Origin of the sequence: Saccharothrix coeruleofusca, from assembly GCF_017876325.1 — a bacterium.
Classification (GTDB): Bacteria; Actinomycetota; Actinomycetes; order Mycobacteriales; family Pseudonocardiaceae; genus Actinosynnema; species Actinosynnema coeruleofuscum.
Window position 1 is genome coordinate 1,191,067 of the sequence record NZ_JAGINV010000001.1, and the last position, 14,744, is coordinate 1,205,810.

15 protein-coding genes are annotated in these 14,744 nt (G+C 74.7%); 9 read left to right on the forward strand and 6 right to left on the reverse strand.

The features are described from left to right. The 7 genes from JOF41_RS05685 to JOF41_RS05715 are packed head-to-tail and all read left to right on the forward strand — an operon-like array spanning position 1 to position 6,548. A complete protein-coding gene (locus JOF41_RS05685) occupies positions 1 to 501 on the forward strand; it encodes a hypothetical protein (RefSeq protein WP_189225389.1) in 501 nt (166 codons plus the stop codon). Positions 502 to 534: 33 nt separating this feature from the next. Then, complete coding sequence (locus JOF41_RS38145) at positions 535 to 1,146, forward strand: DUF742 domain-containing protein (RefSeq protein ID WP_189225390.1); 612 nt, start codon at positions 535 to 537, stop codon at positions 1,144 to 1,146. A gap of 15 nt (positions 1,147 to 1,161) precedes the next feature. After that, positions 1,162 to 3,714 carry a sensor histidine kinase gene (locus tag JOF41_RS05695; protein ID WP_189225391.1) on the forward strand — a complete coding sequence of 851 codons (2,553 nt, stop codon included), beginning with the start codon at positions 1,162 to 1,164 and terminating at the stop codon, positions 3,712 to 3,714. Between the two features lie 50 nt (positions 3,715 to 3,764). Further along, positions 3,765 to 4,187 (forward strand): roadblock/LC7 domain-containing protein, encoded by a 423-nt coding sequence (locus JOF41_RS05700; RefSeq protein ID WP_189225392.1) that lies wholly within the window; start codon positions 3,765 to 3,767, stop codon positions 4,185 to 4,187. Between the two features lie 34 nt (positions 4,188 to 4,221). Further along, positions 4,222 to 4,845 carry a GTP-binding protein gene (locus JOF41_RS05705; protein WP_189225393.1) on the forward strand — a complete coding sequence of 208 codons (624 nt, stop codon included), beginning with the start codon at positions 4,222 to 4,224 and terminating at the stop codon, positions 4,843 to 4,845. Positions 4,846 to 4,860: 15 nt separating this feature from the next. After that, positions 4,861 to 5,238: a thioredoxin family protein gene (locus JOF41_RS05710; protein WP_189225394.1), complete on the forward strand. Its 378-nt coding sequence runs from the start codon at positions 4,861 to 4,863 to the stop codon at positions 5,236 to 5,238. Positions 5,239 to 5,252: 14 nt separating this feature from the next. Beyond that, positions 5,253 to 6,548 (forward strand): YeeE/YedE family protein, encoded by a 1,296-nt coding sequence (locus tag JOF41_RS05715; RefSeq protein ID WP_209616687.1) that lies wholly within the window; start codon positions 5,253 to 5,255, stop codon positions 6,546 to 6,548. Between the two features lie 81 nt (positions 6,549 to 6,629). Here JOF41_RS05715 and JOF41_RS05720 read toward each other — a convergent pair whose 3' ends face one another. The 3 genes from JOF41_RS05720 to JOF41_RS05730 form a co-directional block, all read right to left on the reverse strand. Continuing rightward, on the reverse strand, positions 6,630 to 7,172 hold the full coding sequence (locus JOF41_RS05720; RefSeq protein WP_209616690.1) for an EF-hand domain-containing protein: 543 nt from the start codon (positions 7,170 to 7,172) through the stop codon (positions 6,630 to 6,632). Between the two features lie 794 nt (positions 7,173 to 7,966). Further along, positions 7,967 to 8,239 (reverse strand): proprotein convertase P-domain-containing protein, encoded by a 273-nt coding sequence (locus tag JOF41_RS38565; RefSeq protein WP_209616693.1) that lies wholly within the window; start codon positions 8,237 to 8,239, stop codon positions 7,967 to 7,969. Next, on the reverse strand, positions 8,149 to 8,967 hold the full coding sequence (locus tag JOF41_RS05730) for a YhjD/YihY/BrkB family envelope integrity protein (RefSeq protein ID WP_209616696.1): 819 nt from the start codon (positions 8,965 to 8,967) through the stop codon (positions 8,149 to 8,151). Before JOF41_RS05730 ends, JOF41_RS38565 begins: the two co-directional genes overlap by 91 nt. 55 nt (positions 8,968 to 9,022) lie before the next feature. Here JOF41_RS05730 and JOF41_RS05735 point away from each other — a divergent pair, with 55 nt between their 5' ends. Continuing rightward, on the forward strand, positions 9,023 to 9,712 hold the full coding sequence (locus JOF41_RS05735) for a CDP-alcohol phosphatidyltransferase family protein (protein ID WP_307867251.1): 690 nt from the start codon (positions 9,023 to 9,025) through the stop codon (positions 9,710 to 9,712). On the opposite strand, the gene JOF41_RS05740 is transcribed toward JOF41_RS05735, so the two are convergent. The 3 genes from JOF41_RS05740 to JOF41_RS05750 are packed head-to-tail and all read right to left on the reverse strand — an operon-like array spanning position 9,696 to position 13,071. Continuing rightward, positions 9,696 to 11,156, reverse strand: coding sequence for a phytoene desaturase family protein (locus JOF41_RS05740; protein ID WP_209616699.1), 1,461 nt, complete (start codon positions 11,154 to 11,156; stop codon positions 9,696 to 9,698). The genes JOF41_RS05735 and JOF41_RS05740 overlap by 17 nt on opposite strands. Beyond that, positions 11,156 to 12,274, reverse strand: coding sequence for a glycosyltransferase family 2 protein (locus JOF41_RS05745; RefSeq protein WP_209616702.1), 1,119 nt, complete (start codon positions 12,272 to 12,274; stop codon positions 11,156 to 11,158). The genes JOF41_RS05740 and JOF41_RS05745 overlap by 1 nt, the downstream gene beginning before the upstream one ends. Then, positions 12,271 to 13,071 (reverse strand): carotenoid biosynthesis protein, encoded by an 801-nt coding sequence (locus JOF41_RS05750; protein ID WP_209616704.1) that lies wholly within the window; start codon positions 13,069 to 13,071, stop codon positions 12,271 to 12,273. The genes JOF41_RS05745 and JOF41_RS05750 overlap by 4 nt, the downstream gene beginning before the upstream one ends. A gap of 95 nt (positions 13,072 to 13,166) precedes the next feature. Here JOF41_RS05750 and JOF41_RS05755 point away from each other — a divergent pair, with 95 nt between their 5' ends. Then, positions 13,167 to 14,738, forward strand: coding sequence for an FAD-dependent oxidoreductase (locus tag JOF41_RS05755; RefSeq protein ID WP_209616707.1), 1,572 nt, complete (start codon positions 13,167 to 13,169; stop codon positions 14,736 to 14,738). The last annotated feature ends 6 nt before the right edge of the window (positions 14,739 to 14,744 follow it).

Sequence of the window (14,744 nt, forward strand, 5' to 3'; positions counted from 1 at the left end):
ATGAGGATCAGGTTGGTGCTGCTGCTCGCACTGGGCGGTGTCGGTGTCGCGGCGCTGTTCGCGGTGCAGCAGATTTTCGACGCAAGGACCGTCACGGCCGACGACCGGGTGGTGCAGGCGCCGCCGCTGCCGTCGGCGGGCGGCGATCCGGCAGCGGGGGAGCACCCCTCGCACGGGGAGGCGCCCTCGGCGCAGCCGGGCGGTGCGCAGCAGGTGGCGGGCACCTCCGGCACCGCCGTGGGCTTCACCGTCGTCGGCGGCCGGTTCTACCTGGTCACGGCGAACGACGCGAGCGCCGTCGCGGCCTACGCCTCGGCCGTCGCCCGTGGCGGGGCGTCGTTCCGGTGTGGCCAGTCCGCCCAGGGGACGAGCCCGTTCACCGCGTGGGAGCTGCGGGGTCAGGGCGGCAGCGGCGCGCTGCCCCCGATGTCCCCCGACGGCGGCCTGCTGACCGCGTCGCCGGACGGCGCGCGGCTGGCTTGCACGGTGCCGAATGCCTAGCCAAGACCGAGCAGCACCAGCGAGGAGCCAGGGGTGAGCACATCCAATACGCAGCGAGATCGGTTCGGCGGGTGGGCCGACTACGGGGAGTGGGCCGACCGCGACTTCCGGGTCAGGACGCCCGCGGACGAGACGGGGACCGGCGGCTCGCGCACCACCGTGGTGGAGGTGCTGACGCAGCTCTCGCCCGTCGCGCTGCCCCGCTGGTTCGTCGAGGGCAGGACTCAGGACGGCAGCGACCTGTGCCGTTTGACGCCGGGTGAGGACGGCACCCCCGAGTGCGTTCCGGAGGGTGAGGACGCCACCGTCGTCCGGCCCTACGTCCGCGCGGGCGGCCGGGCGGAGGCGGCGCACGACCTGCAGTTCGAGACCGTGCTCACCGCGACGGGGCTGCACGAGGAGTGGCCGGGCGAGCGCGAGCTGGACGAGGACCAGATGCGCATCTGCCGCCAGTGCGAGTCGCCGCAGTCGGTCGCCGAGATCGCGGTGGCGATCGACGCCCCGATCGGCGTGGCCAAGGTGCTCATCGGCGACGCGCTCGACCTGGGCCTGCTGGTGCCGCACGACACCGCGCCGATCTTCGACGGCAAGCCGCCCCTGGCGCTGCTCAAACGCGTGCACGCCAGCCTGGCGAAGCTCGCCTGAGAACGGGGGAAGACCTTGGCCACCACAGGAAGGGTCCGCGCGCTGCTGGCGTGGCGCGACTGGACCCTGCCCCTCAAGATCGCCGCCGTGCTCGCGCTGCCGCTCGTCGTCGCGCTCGCGGCGGGCACCGGCCTGCTCTGGCGCGGTGCCGACGCCCTCGGCGCCCACCGGACCGACGAGCGCGTCGTCCAGGCCGTGCGCGGCGCCTCCTCGGCGCTCGCCGCGGTCCAGGACGAGCGCGAGCTGGTGGCGGGCCAGACCGGCGGCGAGCGGCTGACCGCCGCCCGCGCCGGGACCGACGCCGCCGTCGCCCAGCTGACCGGCGCGCTCGCGCAGGTGGCCGACCCCGGCCGCGCGGCGGAGACCGCCCAGGCCCGGCTGGCCCGCCTGGACGAGGTGCGCGCCATCGCGGTCCCCACCCAGGCGGTGGCCGAGTACTCCGCGGTCACCGGGGCCCTGCTGGACCTGCACGCCGCGCTGCTGCCCGCCATCGCGCGGGCCGAACCCGCCCACCGGCTCTCCACCGCGCACGACCTGGCGCGGGCGAACGAGCACCTGTCGCAGCAGCAGTCGTTCATCGCGCTCGGCCTCGCCGCGCGCGCCCTGCCCGAACCGCAGCTCGGCCAGGCCCGCGCCGCCACCGCGCTGGCCACGGCCTGGTTCGGCCGGTTCAGCTCGGCCGCGTCGGGTGAGGCGCAGGCGCTGCTGTCCTCCACCGTGGTCGCGACCGCCGTCGACGCGCGCGACCAGCTCGCCGCGGCCGTGCTGGGGCCCGACGGCGTCTTCCGCCCGTCGGTGTCGGCACCGCAGTGGCTGACGGTCTCCCAGCCGGTCATCGACCAGGTCGGAGAGGCGCTGGCCCGGCTGACCGACGCGGCGGTCGACGAGGTGGGCGCGCACGCCGCCGACGCCGCGGCGACGCAGCGGAACCTGGTCGTCGGGCTGGTGGCGGCAGCGCTGCTGGCCGCCGCGGTGGCTTTCGCGGTGCTGCGGCACGTTCGCGGGGCGGTCGGCGCGCTGCGGGCGGCGGCGATCGACATCGCGGGCGACAAGCTGCCCGCCGCGCTGCAGCGGGCGCGGGACGGGCGCGCCGCCGAGCGGCCGTCGATGCCCGCGCCCGCGGGCGGCGAGTTCGGCGCCATCGCGGCGGCCTTCGACACCGTCTGCGGCGAGGCCGTGCAGGCCGCCACCGAGCAGGCCAAGATGCGCTCGGGCTACGCGGAGGTGTTCGTCAACATGTTCCGCCGCAGCCAGTCGCTGGTGCAGCGGCAGCTGCAGCTGGTCCAGCAGCTGGAGCAGGAAGCCGACTCGCCCGACCAGCTGACCAAGCTGTTCCAGCTCGACCACCTGGTCACGCGCACCCGCCGCAACAACGAGAACGTCCTGGTGCTGTCCGGCACCGAGCTGGTGCGCAAGACGGGGATGCCGGTCCCGGTGGCCAACGTGATCCAGGCCGCGATGTCCGAGGTCGAGCAGTACCAGCGCGTCGAGGCGGTCGACCCGCCCAAGGCGAAGGTGGTCGACTCGGCCGCGGGCGACCTGATCCGGATGTTGGCCGAGCTGATCGACAACGCCACCGCGTTCTCCGCGCCGGACACCGCGGTGACCGTGCAGGCCCAGGTGCTGCGCGACGGCAGCCTGTCGATCGCGGTGGCCGACAACGGCATCGGCATGTCCGACGAGGAGGTCCGCGCCGCCAACGAGCGGCTGACCCGGCTCGGCTCGCTGGAGCTGGCCACCTCCCGCCGGGTCGGCCTGCTGGTCGTCGGCAGGCTGGCGGGCAGGCACGGCTTCGGCGTCGAGCTGCTGGGCGGTGAGAACTTCCCCGGTGTCACCGTGCTGGTCTCGGTGCCCGCAGACTTCGTGGTGGAGGCCGAGCGGCCGGGGTGGGCCGACCGCAGGCACGCGATGAAGGCCGCGCAGCTGCGCCGCGCCCAGTCCGACGAGCCCACCGGCGGCACGAAGCCGAGGCGGCTGGTCTCCGTCGGCGGGTCCGACACCGACACCCCGGCGCGCACCGGGGCAGCGACCGCGACCGCGGTCCGCTCCTCCCCCGAGGAGCGCGCGCGGGAGCTGGTCGAGCAGGCCCACGCCGACGTCCCGGAGGAGCTGCCGCTGCGCAAGCCCAACCGGGTCATCGGCAAGGCCGGTGCGGTCAAGAGCCCGGCCGAGCGCGCCGCGTCGGCGTGGTTCCGCGCCCGCGACACCGCCGAGCAGCCGAGGGCGGTCTCGGTCGCCCCGAGCGCACGGGACCGCGAGCGGCCGGAGAACTGGCAATCGGTGGTCGACGACGACTGGAACGTCGTGGAGACGATGTCCAGGCCGGAGAGGTACGCCTACACCGAGGACGGCCTGCCCATGCGCGAACGCGGCGCCCAGCTGCTGCCGGGCAGCGCCGGGTCCGGTGCGGGCCGTCGGGCGCAGCCGGTGGAGCGCGACCCCGAGCACACCAGGCTGCGGATCTCCAGCTTCCAGCGGGGTGTGCAGCGGGCCAAGAAGACGTCGGGCACGCGGTCGAAGCGGTCCGGCGGGTGGAAGGCCATGGGCAGGAAGGGCGACGGCGCGTGAGCGCGCCGCGCCACGCGGACCCGGCGCGAGCCGGGGGAGTGGAGGAAGAAATGGCCGAGAAGTCCGCGCAGGACAACGATTACGACTGGCTGATCAACGACTTCGCGGAGCGGGTACCCGGTGTCGCGCACGGCATCGCGGTGTCCGCGGACGGCCTGCTGCTCGCCGCGTCCGACAGCCTGCCGGAGGACCGCGCCGACCAGCTCGCCGCCGTGGCCTGCGGCCTGGTGAGCCTCGCCGACGGCGCGGCGCAGTGCTTCGAGGCGGGCAACGTCAACGAGACCATCCTGGAGATGGACGCCGGGACCATGCTGCTGATGTCGATCAGCGACGGCTCGTCCCTGGCGGTGCTGGCCGATCCCGGCCACGACGTCGGCCAGATCGCCTACGAGATGGCCCTGCTGGTCGACCGGGTGGGTCGGACGCTGACGCCGGACGAGCGGGTCGCGGTCAACGAGGGCGCTGGCGCGTGACCGGGCGACCGGTCGCGGTGGAGAGGGGTTGGGCATGACGGACAACGGGGCGCGGGCCGACCGCGCCGCGCGCAAGGCGCAGCGCAAGGCGGTCACCTCGGTCAAGGTCGTGGTCGCGGGCAGCTTCGGCGTGGGCAAGACGACCTTCGTCGGCTCGGTCTCGGACATCAAGCCGCTGACCACCGAGGCGATGATGACCGCGGCCAGCACCGACTTCGACGACACCAAGCGGGTTCCCCTCAAGGGCACCACGACGGTGGCGATGGACTTCGGCCGGGTCGAGCTGGAGGACGACCTGCTGCTGTACCTGTTCGGCACGCCGGGGCAGGAGCGGTTCTGGTTCATGTGGGACAACCTGGTGCGCGGCGCGATCGGCGCCGTGGTGCTGGTGGACACCCGCCGCCTGGCCGACTCCTTCACCTCGGTCGACTTCTTCGAGAACCGGCAGATCCCCTACATCGTGGTGGTGAACACCTTCGACGGCATCCTGCACCACTCGCTGGACAGCGTCCGCAAGGCGATGGCGCTCGACCCGTCGATCCCCATCCTCCGCTGCGACGCGCGGGTCCGCGAGGAGGTGAAGCAGACCGTGCTGGGGCTGCTGGAGCACGTGATGGCCGGTGCGGAAGACCCCGCGTCGGAACCCTCCCTCATCTGATGATTGGCCGCTGACATGCCGGACGACACCGCGGGCCTGATCGAGCTCCGCGCGGAGGACTTCGAGGACGTCCTGGCCGGGAACGACTTCCTGGTCATCAACTTCGGTGCGTCCTGGTGCGGCCCGTGCCGGGCCTTCCGCACCGCCTACACCGACACCGCCGACGAGAACCGCGACATCACCTTCGCCCTGGTCGACGTCGAGAAGCAGCCGGAACTGCGGACCGCCTTCGACGTCGAGGCGATCCCGAAGATCGCCGTCCTGCGCGGTGGCGCCCTGGTGTTCGCGCACGAGGGCGCGCTTCCCGAGGAGGCGCTGCAGGACGTGCTGCGCCAAGTCCGGGAGCTGGACGTGGAGGAACTCCGCCGGGCCGCCGCCGCGAGCCGGGCCTGAACCGGGGAGTGGCGATGCCGGTCACCGTGCGCCGCGTTCCGGTGGTGCCCACCGACGTCCGGGTGGACCGCAGGTTCCTCGGCGCGGCCCGGACCTCGTGCGCCCCACCGCCGCCGGACCCCAGCGCCCCCATCCGGCCCGTGCCGCTGCTGGTGGCGTCGGCGCTGGCGGTGCTGGTGACGGCGGCCGTGGCCGTCACCCACGGCGCCAGGGAGGGTGTCTACCTGGCGCTGGGACTGCTGCTGGGGATGGCGCTGTTCCACTCGCGGTTCGGCTTCGCCTCGGCCTGGCAGCGGCTGGTCGCCGTCGGCAACGGCCAGGGGCTGCGCGCCCAGGCGCTGCTGCTGGGCACCGCCGCGACGGCCGTCGCGGCGATCTCGGCGGGTGGGCTGGGGCTGTTCGGCGCGGTCCCGCACGCCCAGGCGGGGTCGCTGGGCGTGCCGCTGCTCCTCGGGGCCGCCCTGTTCGGCGTCGGGATGCAGCTCGCGGGCTCCTGCGCCTCCGGAACCCTGTTCGCGGTGGGGTCGGGGCAGAGCACGATCGTGCCCGCGCTGGGCGGTTTCGTGGCGGGCGCGGTGTTCTGCACCTGGCTGATGCCGCTGCTGGACCGGCTGCCGCAGACCGGCGGCGTCCTGCTCGCCGACCACGTCGGCTGGTTCGGCTCGTGGGCGATCACCGCGCTCGCGCTGCTCGGCGTCGTGGCGGCCACCCTGGTGGTGCAGCACCGCCGCAACCCGCCCCCGGTCGTGCCGCCGCCGACCGCGCACGGCCTGGCCCGGCTGTACCGGGGCTCGTGGTCGGTGTTCGCCGGAGCGATCGTGCTCGGCCTGCTGGCGGGCGTGGTGTTCCTGGTGTCCGGTCAGGTGTGGGGCGTCACCGGCGCCTACTCCTTGTGGGGCGCGAAGATCCTCCAGCTCTTCGGCGCGCACCCGGAGCACTGGCCGTTCTGGCGGGAGGGCGAGCAGGCGGCGGCGCTGGCAGGCTCCGTGCTGGCCGACCGGACCAGCCTGACCAACATCGGCATCGTGCTCGGCGCGGCCGTGGCCGCCGCCGCGGCGAGCACCTGGCGGTTGCACAGCCGGGTGGCGTGGCGCACCGCGCTGGCGGCGCTGCTGGGCGGCTTCCTGATGGGCGTCGGCTCGCGGATGTCCGGCGGCTGCAACATCGGCGCGCTGCTGGGCGGCATCTCCTCCGGCAGCCTGCACGGCTGGATCTGGGGTGTCTGCGCGCTGTGCGGCGCGTGGCTGGGCGTGCGGTGCCGCCCGTTGTTCGGCCTGACCAACCCCAAGTCCGACGACGGCGTGTGCTGACCGGTCGGCGAGTTCCGCGTTATCGGTGCCGGGTCAGGCGATGAACCCGCCCGACCCGGTGGCAGGCCGACGTCGACAGGGTCATGCGCACCGGCAGTACAGCGTGCCCGGTGCGGTGGTGCTGTCGGAGAAGAAGTCGCGCCACGAACTGACGTACTCGTGGCGGCTGATCCGGCCGTCCCGGTCCGTGTCGAGCCTGGTGAACACCTCCATGGTCGCCGGGCTGTCGATCTGCCACACCTGCAGGAACCGCCTGAACTCCTGCTCGTCGATCATGTCGTCGTCGTTCCGGTCGATCACGTCGAAGACGGCGTTGGGCATGGCCATCAACAAGTTGTCGCGGTTCGTCTCCACCAGCATCTGCAGGAGAGCGGACACGTACTCCTGTTTCGACACGCGGTCGTGGCCTTGAGCGTGCCGCACCACCTCCGAGTAGAGCATCATGTGGGCTCCCAGCAGCTCCTGCCCCTCGGGCGACTCGGGGTCGACCTCGAACAGGGTGTTGTACCGGTCCACGACGCGTTCGTAGTCGCTCCGCTCGACGCACCCGCTGCCGTCGCGGTCGATCGCCTTGAACAGCTTCTCCAGCCGTGCTTCCAACTGCGGCGATCCTTCCAGGGGCATGTCCTTCTCCGATCCCGTGGTTTCCCGACGCGCTCTCCGAGCGGTCGAGGAGGAACGTGCCGCACCGACCGCCATGGCGCCGGATCGGTGGTGGGTGCGGAGCCGGTGAGGGCGGTGTGTGTCGACATCCGCGAGCAGTGCCGGGAACACACCTCGCGACCTGTGCGCCGCCCATCCATTCGGATCACATTCACGTGCTCACCGACGGCGACAGCGCGTTCGTGCCGTGATGGCAGGGTGCCAGGTCTCGTGATTGGTTTCGATATAACGCGGCTCAACCGGTGTAGCCGCCCAGCTTCGTCGATTGCCGATCGCCGCGAACCCGACCGTACAACCCGCCGGAGTCGTCGGGCAACTTGTTCTTATACGATCACCCGATGGAAAGAGCACGTCTGCCGTCGACGAGGAGCCGGGTCGACTGTCGGTGTGTTGACCAGGACCGATCGTAGGTCACTTCACCCGATCCCGGTAATGCTCTTGATAGGAGCGACACGGACAGCAGCGGCCTCACGTCATCCCGACTGGGTCGTGCCAGGACACCCTGAGCAGCCGCCGGTGGAATGGTCTGATCGCGGTTTCCGCACTGCTCGGGTGGAACCGCTGCTCGGCGGTGTCGGTAATCTCGTGATCAATGGCGTGTCAACGGACGTGATCGCGGATATCGCCATCCGGTGCGGGCCGGAGCGCACGTCGAGTCGAATTACTCGTCCATGATCGCCTCGGCGTCCGGGTGAGCCGTCGCACCGGGAGGGGATTGCCGCCGCGCTGAGCGGGCGGCGATCCCCCTGGTCGGGTTACAGCGTCAGGCTCCACCGGTCGAGGGAGCCCGGCCCCGCCCAGACCACGTTGTGCACCCGCAGCCGCCAGGTGCCGTCGCGGGTCTCGTAGGGCAGGCCGACGGTGAAGGTGCCACCGGGGTCCGGCTGACTGCTCGTCGGCTGGTGCTGGAGGCGGTAGGTCGTGCCGTCCGGCGCGATCAGGTCCGGGGTGGTGATCGGCGGACCTCGTGGGCGCTCAGCAGCACCCGGTAGGCCAGCAGCAGGACGATGTGCAGCAGGTACAGCCACAGGCCCAGAGCGGCAACCGCGCCCACCACCTCCAGACCGGCGAACGGGAACGCCCAGTCCACCGGGATGGCCAGGAACAGCAGGAACCCGTGCAGGAACCCGGTCAGCACCGCGCCCGCGCAGAACCCGCCGACGACGGCGAGCGCGCGGGGCAGCAGGCTGGGGCCGGTGGCCAGGAACACCAGGCAGGTCGCCACCGACAACGCGACCCAGTCGACGTGGAACGACACCACGACACCCCACACCGCCGACCAGCCGCCCGCCCGGTAGTCGGGGGCGACCGACGGCGCGAGCGCCAGCGGCGCGGCCACCAGCAGGGGAGCGGCGAGCAGCACCGGCAGGAAGCCGATCCGACCCAGCCAGCCGGTCTTCGCGCCGGACGGCTCGCCCGCGATCTGCAGCAGGCCCCGGCGCAGTCCCTCGCCGTAGAGGCTGGCGGGCAGCAGGGTGGACAGCAGCACCGGCCACGACGCGCCCAGCGCGGCGTCGGTCAGCGCGCGCAGCGCGGGCCCTGGCGCCTGCGCGTCGGGCAGTGCCCCGCTCAGCAGCCGCACGCCATCGGTGACCAGGTCCGGTCCGAAGAGGACCGCCGCCCCGCGCAGCGCCAGCAGCAGCACCGGCACCACCGCCAGCGCCGCGAAGAAGGTGATCCCGGCCGCCCACAGCGCCAGGTCGCGTCCGCGCAGTGCCGCCAGGGCGTGCCGCAGCACCGCACGGACCGTTCGCATGGTCGGGTGTACCCCGCGACCGGCGGGCGCACACCGGCCGACCTACGGTGGTGCGGTGGACGAGGTGCGGGGTTGGTCACGGCTGCACGGGCACGACGTGTCCGGCAACCGCCTGGCGGTGGGGTGGATCAGGCTCGTCCACCTGCTGGCGAAGGGGCTGCTGCGGGTGCCGCCCGACGCGCTGTCGGCAGCGGGCGTGGTGATCGCCGCGGGCGCGGTGGGCGTGGCGGCGGCGGGTGGGCGGTGGGCGCTGCTCGCGTGCGCGCTGGTGGTGCTGTCGGGGCTGCTCGACGGCGTGGACGGGGCGGTGGCCCTGCGCACCGGCCGCGCCCGCCCGCTGGGGGCGGTGGTGGACGCGGTGGCCGACCGGCTCGGCGACGTGTGCCTGGTGCTGCTGCTGGTGGTGCTGGGCGGGCCGGGGTGGCTCGCGGCCGCGGTGGGCGGGTCGCTGTTCCTGCACGAGTACGCCCGCGCCCGCGCCCAGGGCGCGGGGATGACCGGCGCGGGGGCGATCACCGTGGCCGAGCGCCCGACGCGCGTGGTGATCGCGGCGGTGGCGTGCCTGGGTGCGGGGCTGTGGACCGGCGGCACGCCGTGGACGGGCTGGTCGTGGGGGGCCGTGTGCCTGGTGCTGTGGGCGGTGGTGGCCGTGGCGGGCGGCGCGCACCTGGCCGTCGCGCTGCGCCGGGAGCTGCGCGACCGCGCCGCGCCGGAACTCGCGCCGGACCTCACGCAGGGCCGATGAGGTCGGCGGCGATCTTGGCGGACATGGCCACCAGCGGCAGCCCGCCGCCGGGGTGGGCGGAGCCGCCGACCAGGTAGAGGCCGGGCACGGGGCTGCGGTTGGCCGGGCGCAGCAGCGCGGCGCGCGCCCCGTTGGACGACGAGCCGTACAGCGCGCCGCCGACCGATCCGGTGTCGCGCTCCCAATCGGCCGGAGTGCGGACCTCGCGCCACAGCAGCCGGTCGCGCACGTCGTGCCCGCGTTCGGCGAGCACGTCCAGCACGCGGTCGACGTACCCCTCGGCGACTCCGGGCGCGGTCCAGTCCACCTGGCCCTGGCGCGGGGCGTTGACCAGCACGAACCACGCCTCGTGCCCCTCCGGGGCGACGGTCGGGTCGTCCGGGGAGCACACGTAGACCGTCGGGTCGGGCACCGGTCGCGGGTCCGGGCCGAACAGGGCGTCGAACTCGGCGTCGTAGTCGGCGGGGAACAGCACGCGGTGGTGGTAGGGGCGCGGCGAACGCCCGCGCAGCGCCAGCAGCAGCACGAACCCGGACAGGGACGGCACCGCGCGGGCCAGCGCGCGGCGGGGGGCGCGGGCCCGGCGGTCGGTGAGCAGGTGGCCGTAGAGGTGCCGCGCGTCCGCGTCGGAGACCACGACGTCGGCGGGCACCACCGCGCCGCCCTCCAGGGTCACCCCACCGCCCGCCGCGCGCACCGCCGTGACGCGGGCCCCGAACTCGAAGCGCACCCCGAGCCCCCGGCAGTGCGCGAACAGCGCGTCGCCGAGCCTGCGCAGGCCGCCGCGCACGTACCAGCCGCCGTAGCGCTGCTCGACGTAGGGCACGACGGTCATCAGGCCGGGCAGGCGGCGCGGGTCCGAGCCGCTGTAGGTGGCGTAGCGGTCCAGCAGCATCCGGGCGCGCGGGTCGGACAGCCGCCTGCCCACCGCGCGCAGGGTCCGCCACGGCGCCAGCGCCCACAGGTCGCGCACGCTCGCCGAGCGCCGCACCAGGTCGCCCACCCCGTTGAGCGGGCGCTGCAGCACGGACTCGCCCACCAGCTCCCACAGCCGGGCGGCGTCGGCCATCAGCTCCGCCCACTCCCGCCCGGCGCCCGCGCCGAAGGCCGCCTCCAGCGCGCCGGGCACGGCGGCCGGGTCGTGCGGGAGGTCCACTTCGGACCCGTCGGCGAACCGGTAGTGGCAGGTGGGCTCCACCGGCACGACTTCGACCGCCGCGTCCAAGTCGCCGCCGGTCTCGGCGAACAGGTCGCGGTAGACCCGCGGCAGGGTCAGCAGCGACGGCCCGGTGTCGAACGCGAACCCGTCGCGCCGCAGCTCGCCGAGCTTGCCGCCGTACGTGCCGGACTGCTCCAGCACGGTCACCCGGTGCCCGGTGGCGGCCAGGCGCGCGGCGGCGGCCAGCCCGCCCATGCCCGCGCCGACCACGACGACCCGCGCCATCAGCGGCTCCCGTGCAGCGGTCGGCCCTTCCAGGTCAGCGTCCCCGCGCGGCGGGCCCGCCACGAGCGCGCCAGCAGGCGCAGCAGCACGCCGACCGACACCGGGTGCGCCAGCGCGTCCGGCCACGCCCGGCCACCGGTGCGCCGAGCCGTCACCGCGCGCCCCAGCACCGCCGCCGCGTACCCCAGCAGCCCCACCCGCGACCCGGTCAGCGCGGCCACCGGCGGCAGCACGAACACCCACCCCAGCAGGACGGCGAGCAGCACCGCGTTCAGCGGGCTGCCGGTGGCCGCCCACAGCGACTTCTCGTAGCCCGCCGCGACCTCCGCCCACCCCCGGTACATGCGGCACCGCGCCACGCCCGACCCGTCGGCCACCGCCCCGCGCCCACCGGACCGCTTCACCGCCCGCATGAGCGCGATGTCGTCCAGCACGGCGTCGGCCACCGCCTCGAACCCGCCGCAGCGCCGCAGGGCGTCCGCGTCCACGGCGAAGAACTGGCCGTTGGCCGCGCTCAGCGACTCGCGCGGGGACCGCTCGGCCAGCCGCAGCGGCAGGAACACCAGCCACGACCACTGCAGCAGCGGCTGCACCAGGCGCGTCGCCGCGTCGTCGGCCAGCTGGCGCGGGAACGGCGACACCGCGTCCAACCCCGCCGACCGCAGCAGGTGGACGGTGGCCGCCACCGCGTGCGGCTCCAGCACCACGTCCGCGTCCACGCACACCAGCACCCGCCCGCGCGCCTCGGCGGCCAGCCGCGCGCACGCGCCGGGTTTGCCGGGCAGGCCGTCCGGGGGAGGGGAGCCGGTGATCAGCCGCACCCTCGGGTCACCCGCCGCCACGGCGCGCACCACGTCGGCGGTGCCGTCGGTCGACCCGTCGTCGCAGACCAGCACCTCCAGGTCGGGCACGCCCCGCTGCGCCAGCAGCGACCGCAGCGTCGGCGTGACGCGGTGCGCCTCGTTCCTGGCGGGCACCAGCACCGACACCGGTTCCGCGCACGGCGGCGGGTCGGCGGGTGGCGTGCGCACCAGCCGGGCGTTGACCAGCGCGTGCGCCGTGCCCAGCGCGGCGGTCGCCGACCCGCCCGCGACCAGCGCCCCCAGCAGCCGCCTCACCGGTGCGCCCGCCACAGCGCGACCGCGAACGGCACCGCGACCGCGCCCATCAGCAGCCCGCCGACCAGCGACGAGCCGGGCCGGTCGAAGAACGCCGCGTGCGCCCACACCGACGAGCCGTAGGTCCACAGGTACAGCGCGGGCGCGGGGCCGCGACGCGGGTCCACGCCGGGGTCGTGGTCCAGCAGCGCGTGCAGCGCGCCGGTGATCAGCGCGGCGACCAGCAGCCAGCCCGCGAAGTTGGTCAGCGGGACGCCCGCCACGCCGGGCAGCGCGGGCGTCGGGTGCGCCCACGTCCAGTGGCCCGCGTCGACCATCTGCGGGTCCAGGAACACGTCCCACGACGCCAGCGCCCACGTCGCGACCGGGACCACCGCCCGGCCCCCGCCCGGCAGCCGGTTCCCCAGCGCCCGTCCCACCAGCACCGACGGCCAGGCCATCATGATCCACGCCATCGGCACCACCACCGGCACGCCCAGCAGTTGCGCGCCCAGCGCGTCGGTGTAGGCGTACTCGCCGAACGGGAACCCGGTGCGCACGCCCACCGCCTCGGCCAGCAGCCCGCCGCCACCGGCGACCAGGACCAGCAGCCCGGCCGCGCGAGCGCCCGCGCGGCGGGCCGCGTCGAGCACCGAGGCCGCGCAGAACAGCGCGACCGAGAGCACCGTGGTGAAGATCCGGTCGGCGGGGTCGGTCATCGAGTAGACGATCTGGGTGAGCACCACGCCGAGCGCGAGGACCCAGGCGGCGGCCGGGACCGCGCGGGTGGGAACGCGGAGGACCTGGCGCGTCGACATGTCACGCAACCCTAGCGGCGCTCACCCGATCGGACCGGATGAGCGGGTCGCGCTCCACCGGGCGAGGGCGGTGCGGCGGTGCCAGGATCGCTGACATGACCACCACCCCCGGCCTGCCCCTGTTCCTGCTCACCGGCAGGCAGGGCCCGCCGTCGGGTCGCGACCGCCGCGCGCGCCTGCTGCCAGGACGCCCCGGCCGGGCCCGCGCCGAGAGCGGGCGCGAGCCGCGCGTCGCCGTCGTCGGCGGCGGCATCGCCGGGGTGGCCGCGGCGGTCGCGCTGGCCGAGCGCGGCGTGCGGGTGGTGCTGCACGAGCGGCACGACGAGCTGGGCGGCCGGGTGCGCGGGTGGACCACCCGCACCGGGGAGACGATGACGCGCGGCTTCCACGCCTTCTTCCGGCAGTACTACAACCTGCGGGCCCTGCTGCGCCGCGCCGACCCGGACCTGGCCCGGCTGCGGCCGGTGGCCGACTACCCGCTGCTGCACGCCAACGGCACGCGGGAGAGCTTCGCGCGGCTGCCGCTGACCCCGCCGTGGAACGTGGCCGGGTTCGTGCTGCGCAGCGAGACGTTCACGCTGCGGGACCTGGCGCGGATGGACACCCGCGCGGCCACCGCGCTGTTCGACGTGTCGCTGCCGCGCACCTACGCCGAGCTCGACGACGTGGACGCGGACGGGTTCCTGCGCGGCATCCGCTTCCCCGACGCGGCCCGGCACCTGGCGTTCGAGGTGTTCTCGCGCAGCTTCTTCGCCCACCCGTCGAAGCTGTCGGCCGCCGAGCTGGTGACCATGTTCCACATCTACTTCCTGGGCTCCAGCGAGGGCCTGCTGTTCGACGTGCCGCGCGACCCGTACCCGGCGGCGATCTGGGAGCCGATGCGCGAGCACCTGGCGGCGCTGGGCGTGGAGGTGCGCACCGGCAGCGCGGTCGAGCGGGTGACCCGCCGCGCCGAGGGCTACCGGGTGGTGGCGGGCGGCGCGGAGGACGTGGACGCGGTCGTGCTCGCGGTGGACGTCAACGGCCTGCGCGCCCTGGTCGAGGCCTCACCGGAACTGGCCACCCCGCAGTGGCGCGCGCGAGTGGCGGGCCTGCGCACCACCCCGCCGTTCCTGGTGAGCAGGCTGTGGCTGGACCGCCCCGCCCGGCCCGACCGCGCCCCGTTCCTGGGCACCAGCGGCTTCGGGCGGCTGGACAACGTCAGCGTGCTCGACCACTTCGAGGACCAGGCGCGCGCCTACCGCGACCGCACCGGCGGCTCCGTCGTGGAGCTGCACGCCTACGCCCTGGACGAGGACTGCGACCAGGACGAGGTGGTGGCCACCCTGGTGCGCGAGCTGGAGGCGGTCTACCCGGAGCTGTCCGGCGCGCGGGTGCGCCAGGAGGAGCACGTCCTGTCCGCCGACTGCCCCCTGTTCGCCCCCGGCTCGTTCACCACCCGCCCCACCGTCGCCACCCCCGACCCGACCCTGGTGGTCGCGGGCGACCTGGCCAGGGTGGACCTGCCCGTCGCGTTGATGGAGCGCGCCGCCACCACCGGTTTCCTCGCCGCCAACAGCCTGCTCGGCCACTGGGGCCTGCACGGCCACGACCTGTGGACGGTGCCCAACCGCGGTCGCTCCGCCCTGCTGCGCCGCGCCGCGACCAGGATCAGGGCGCGGGCCTGAGGCGCG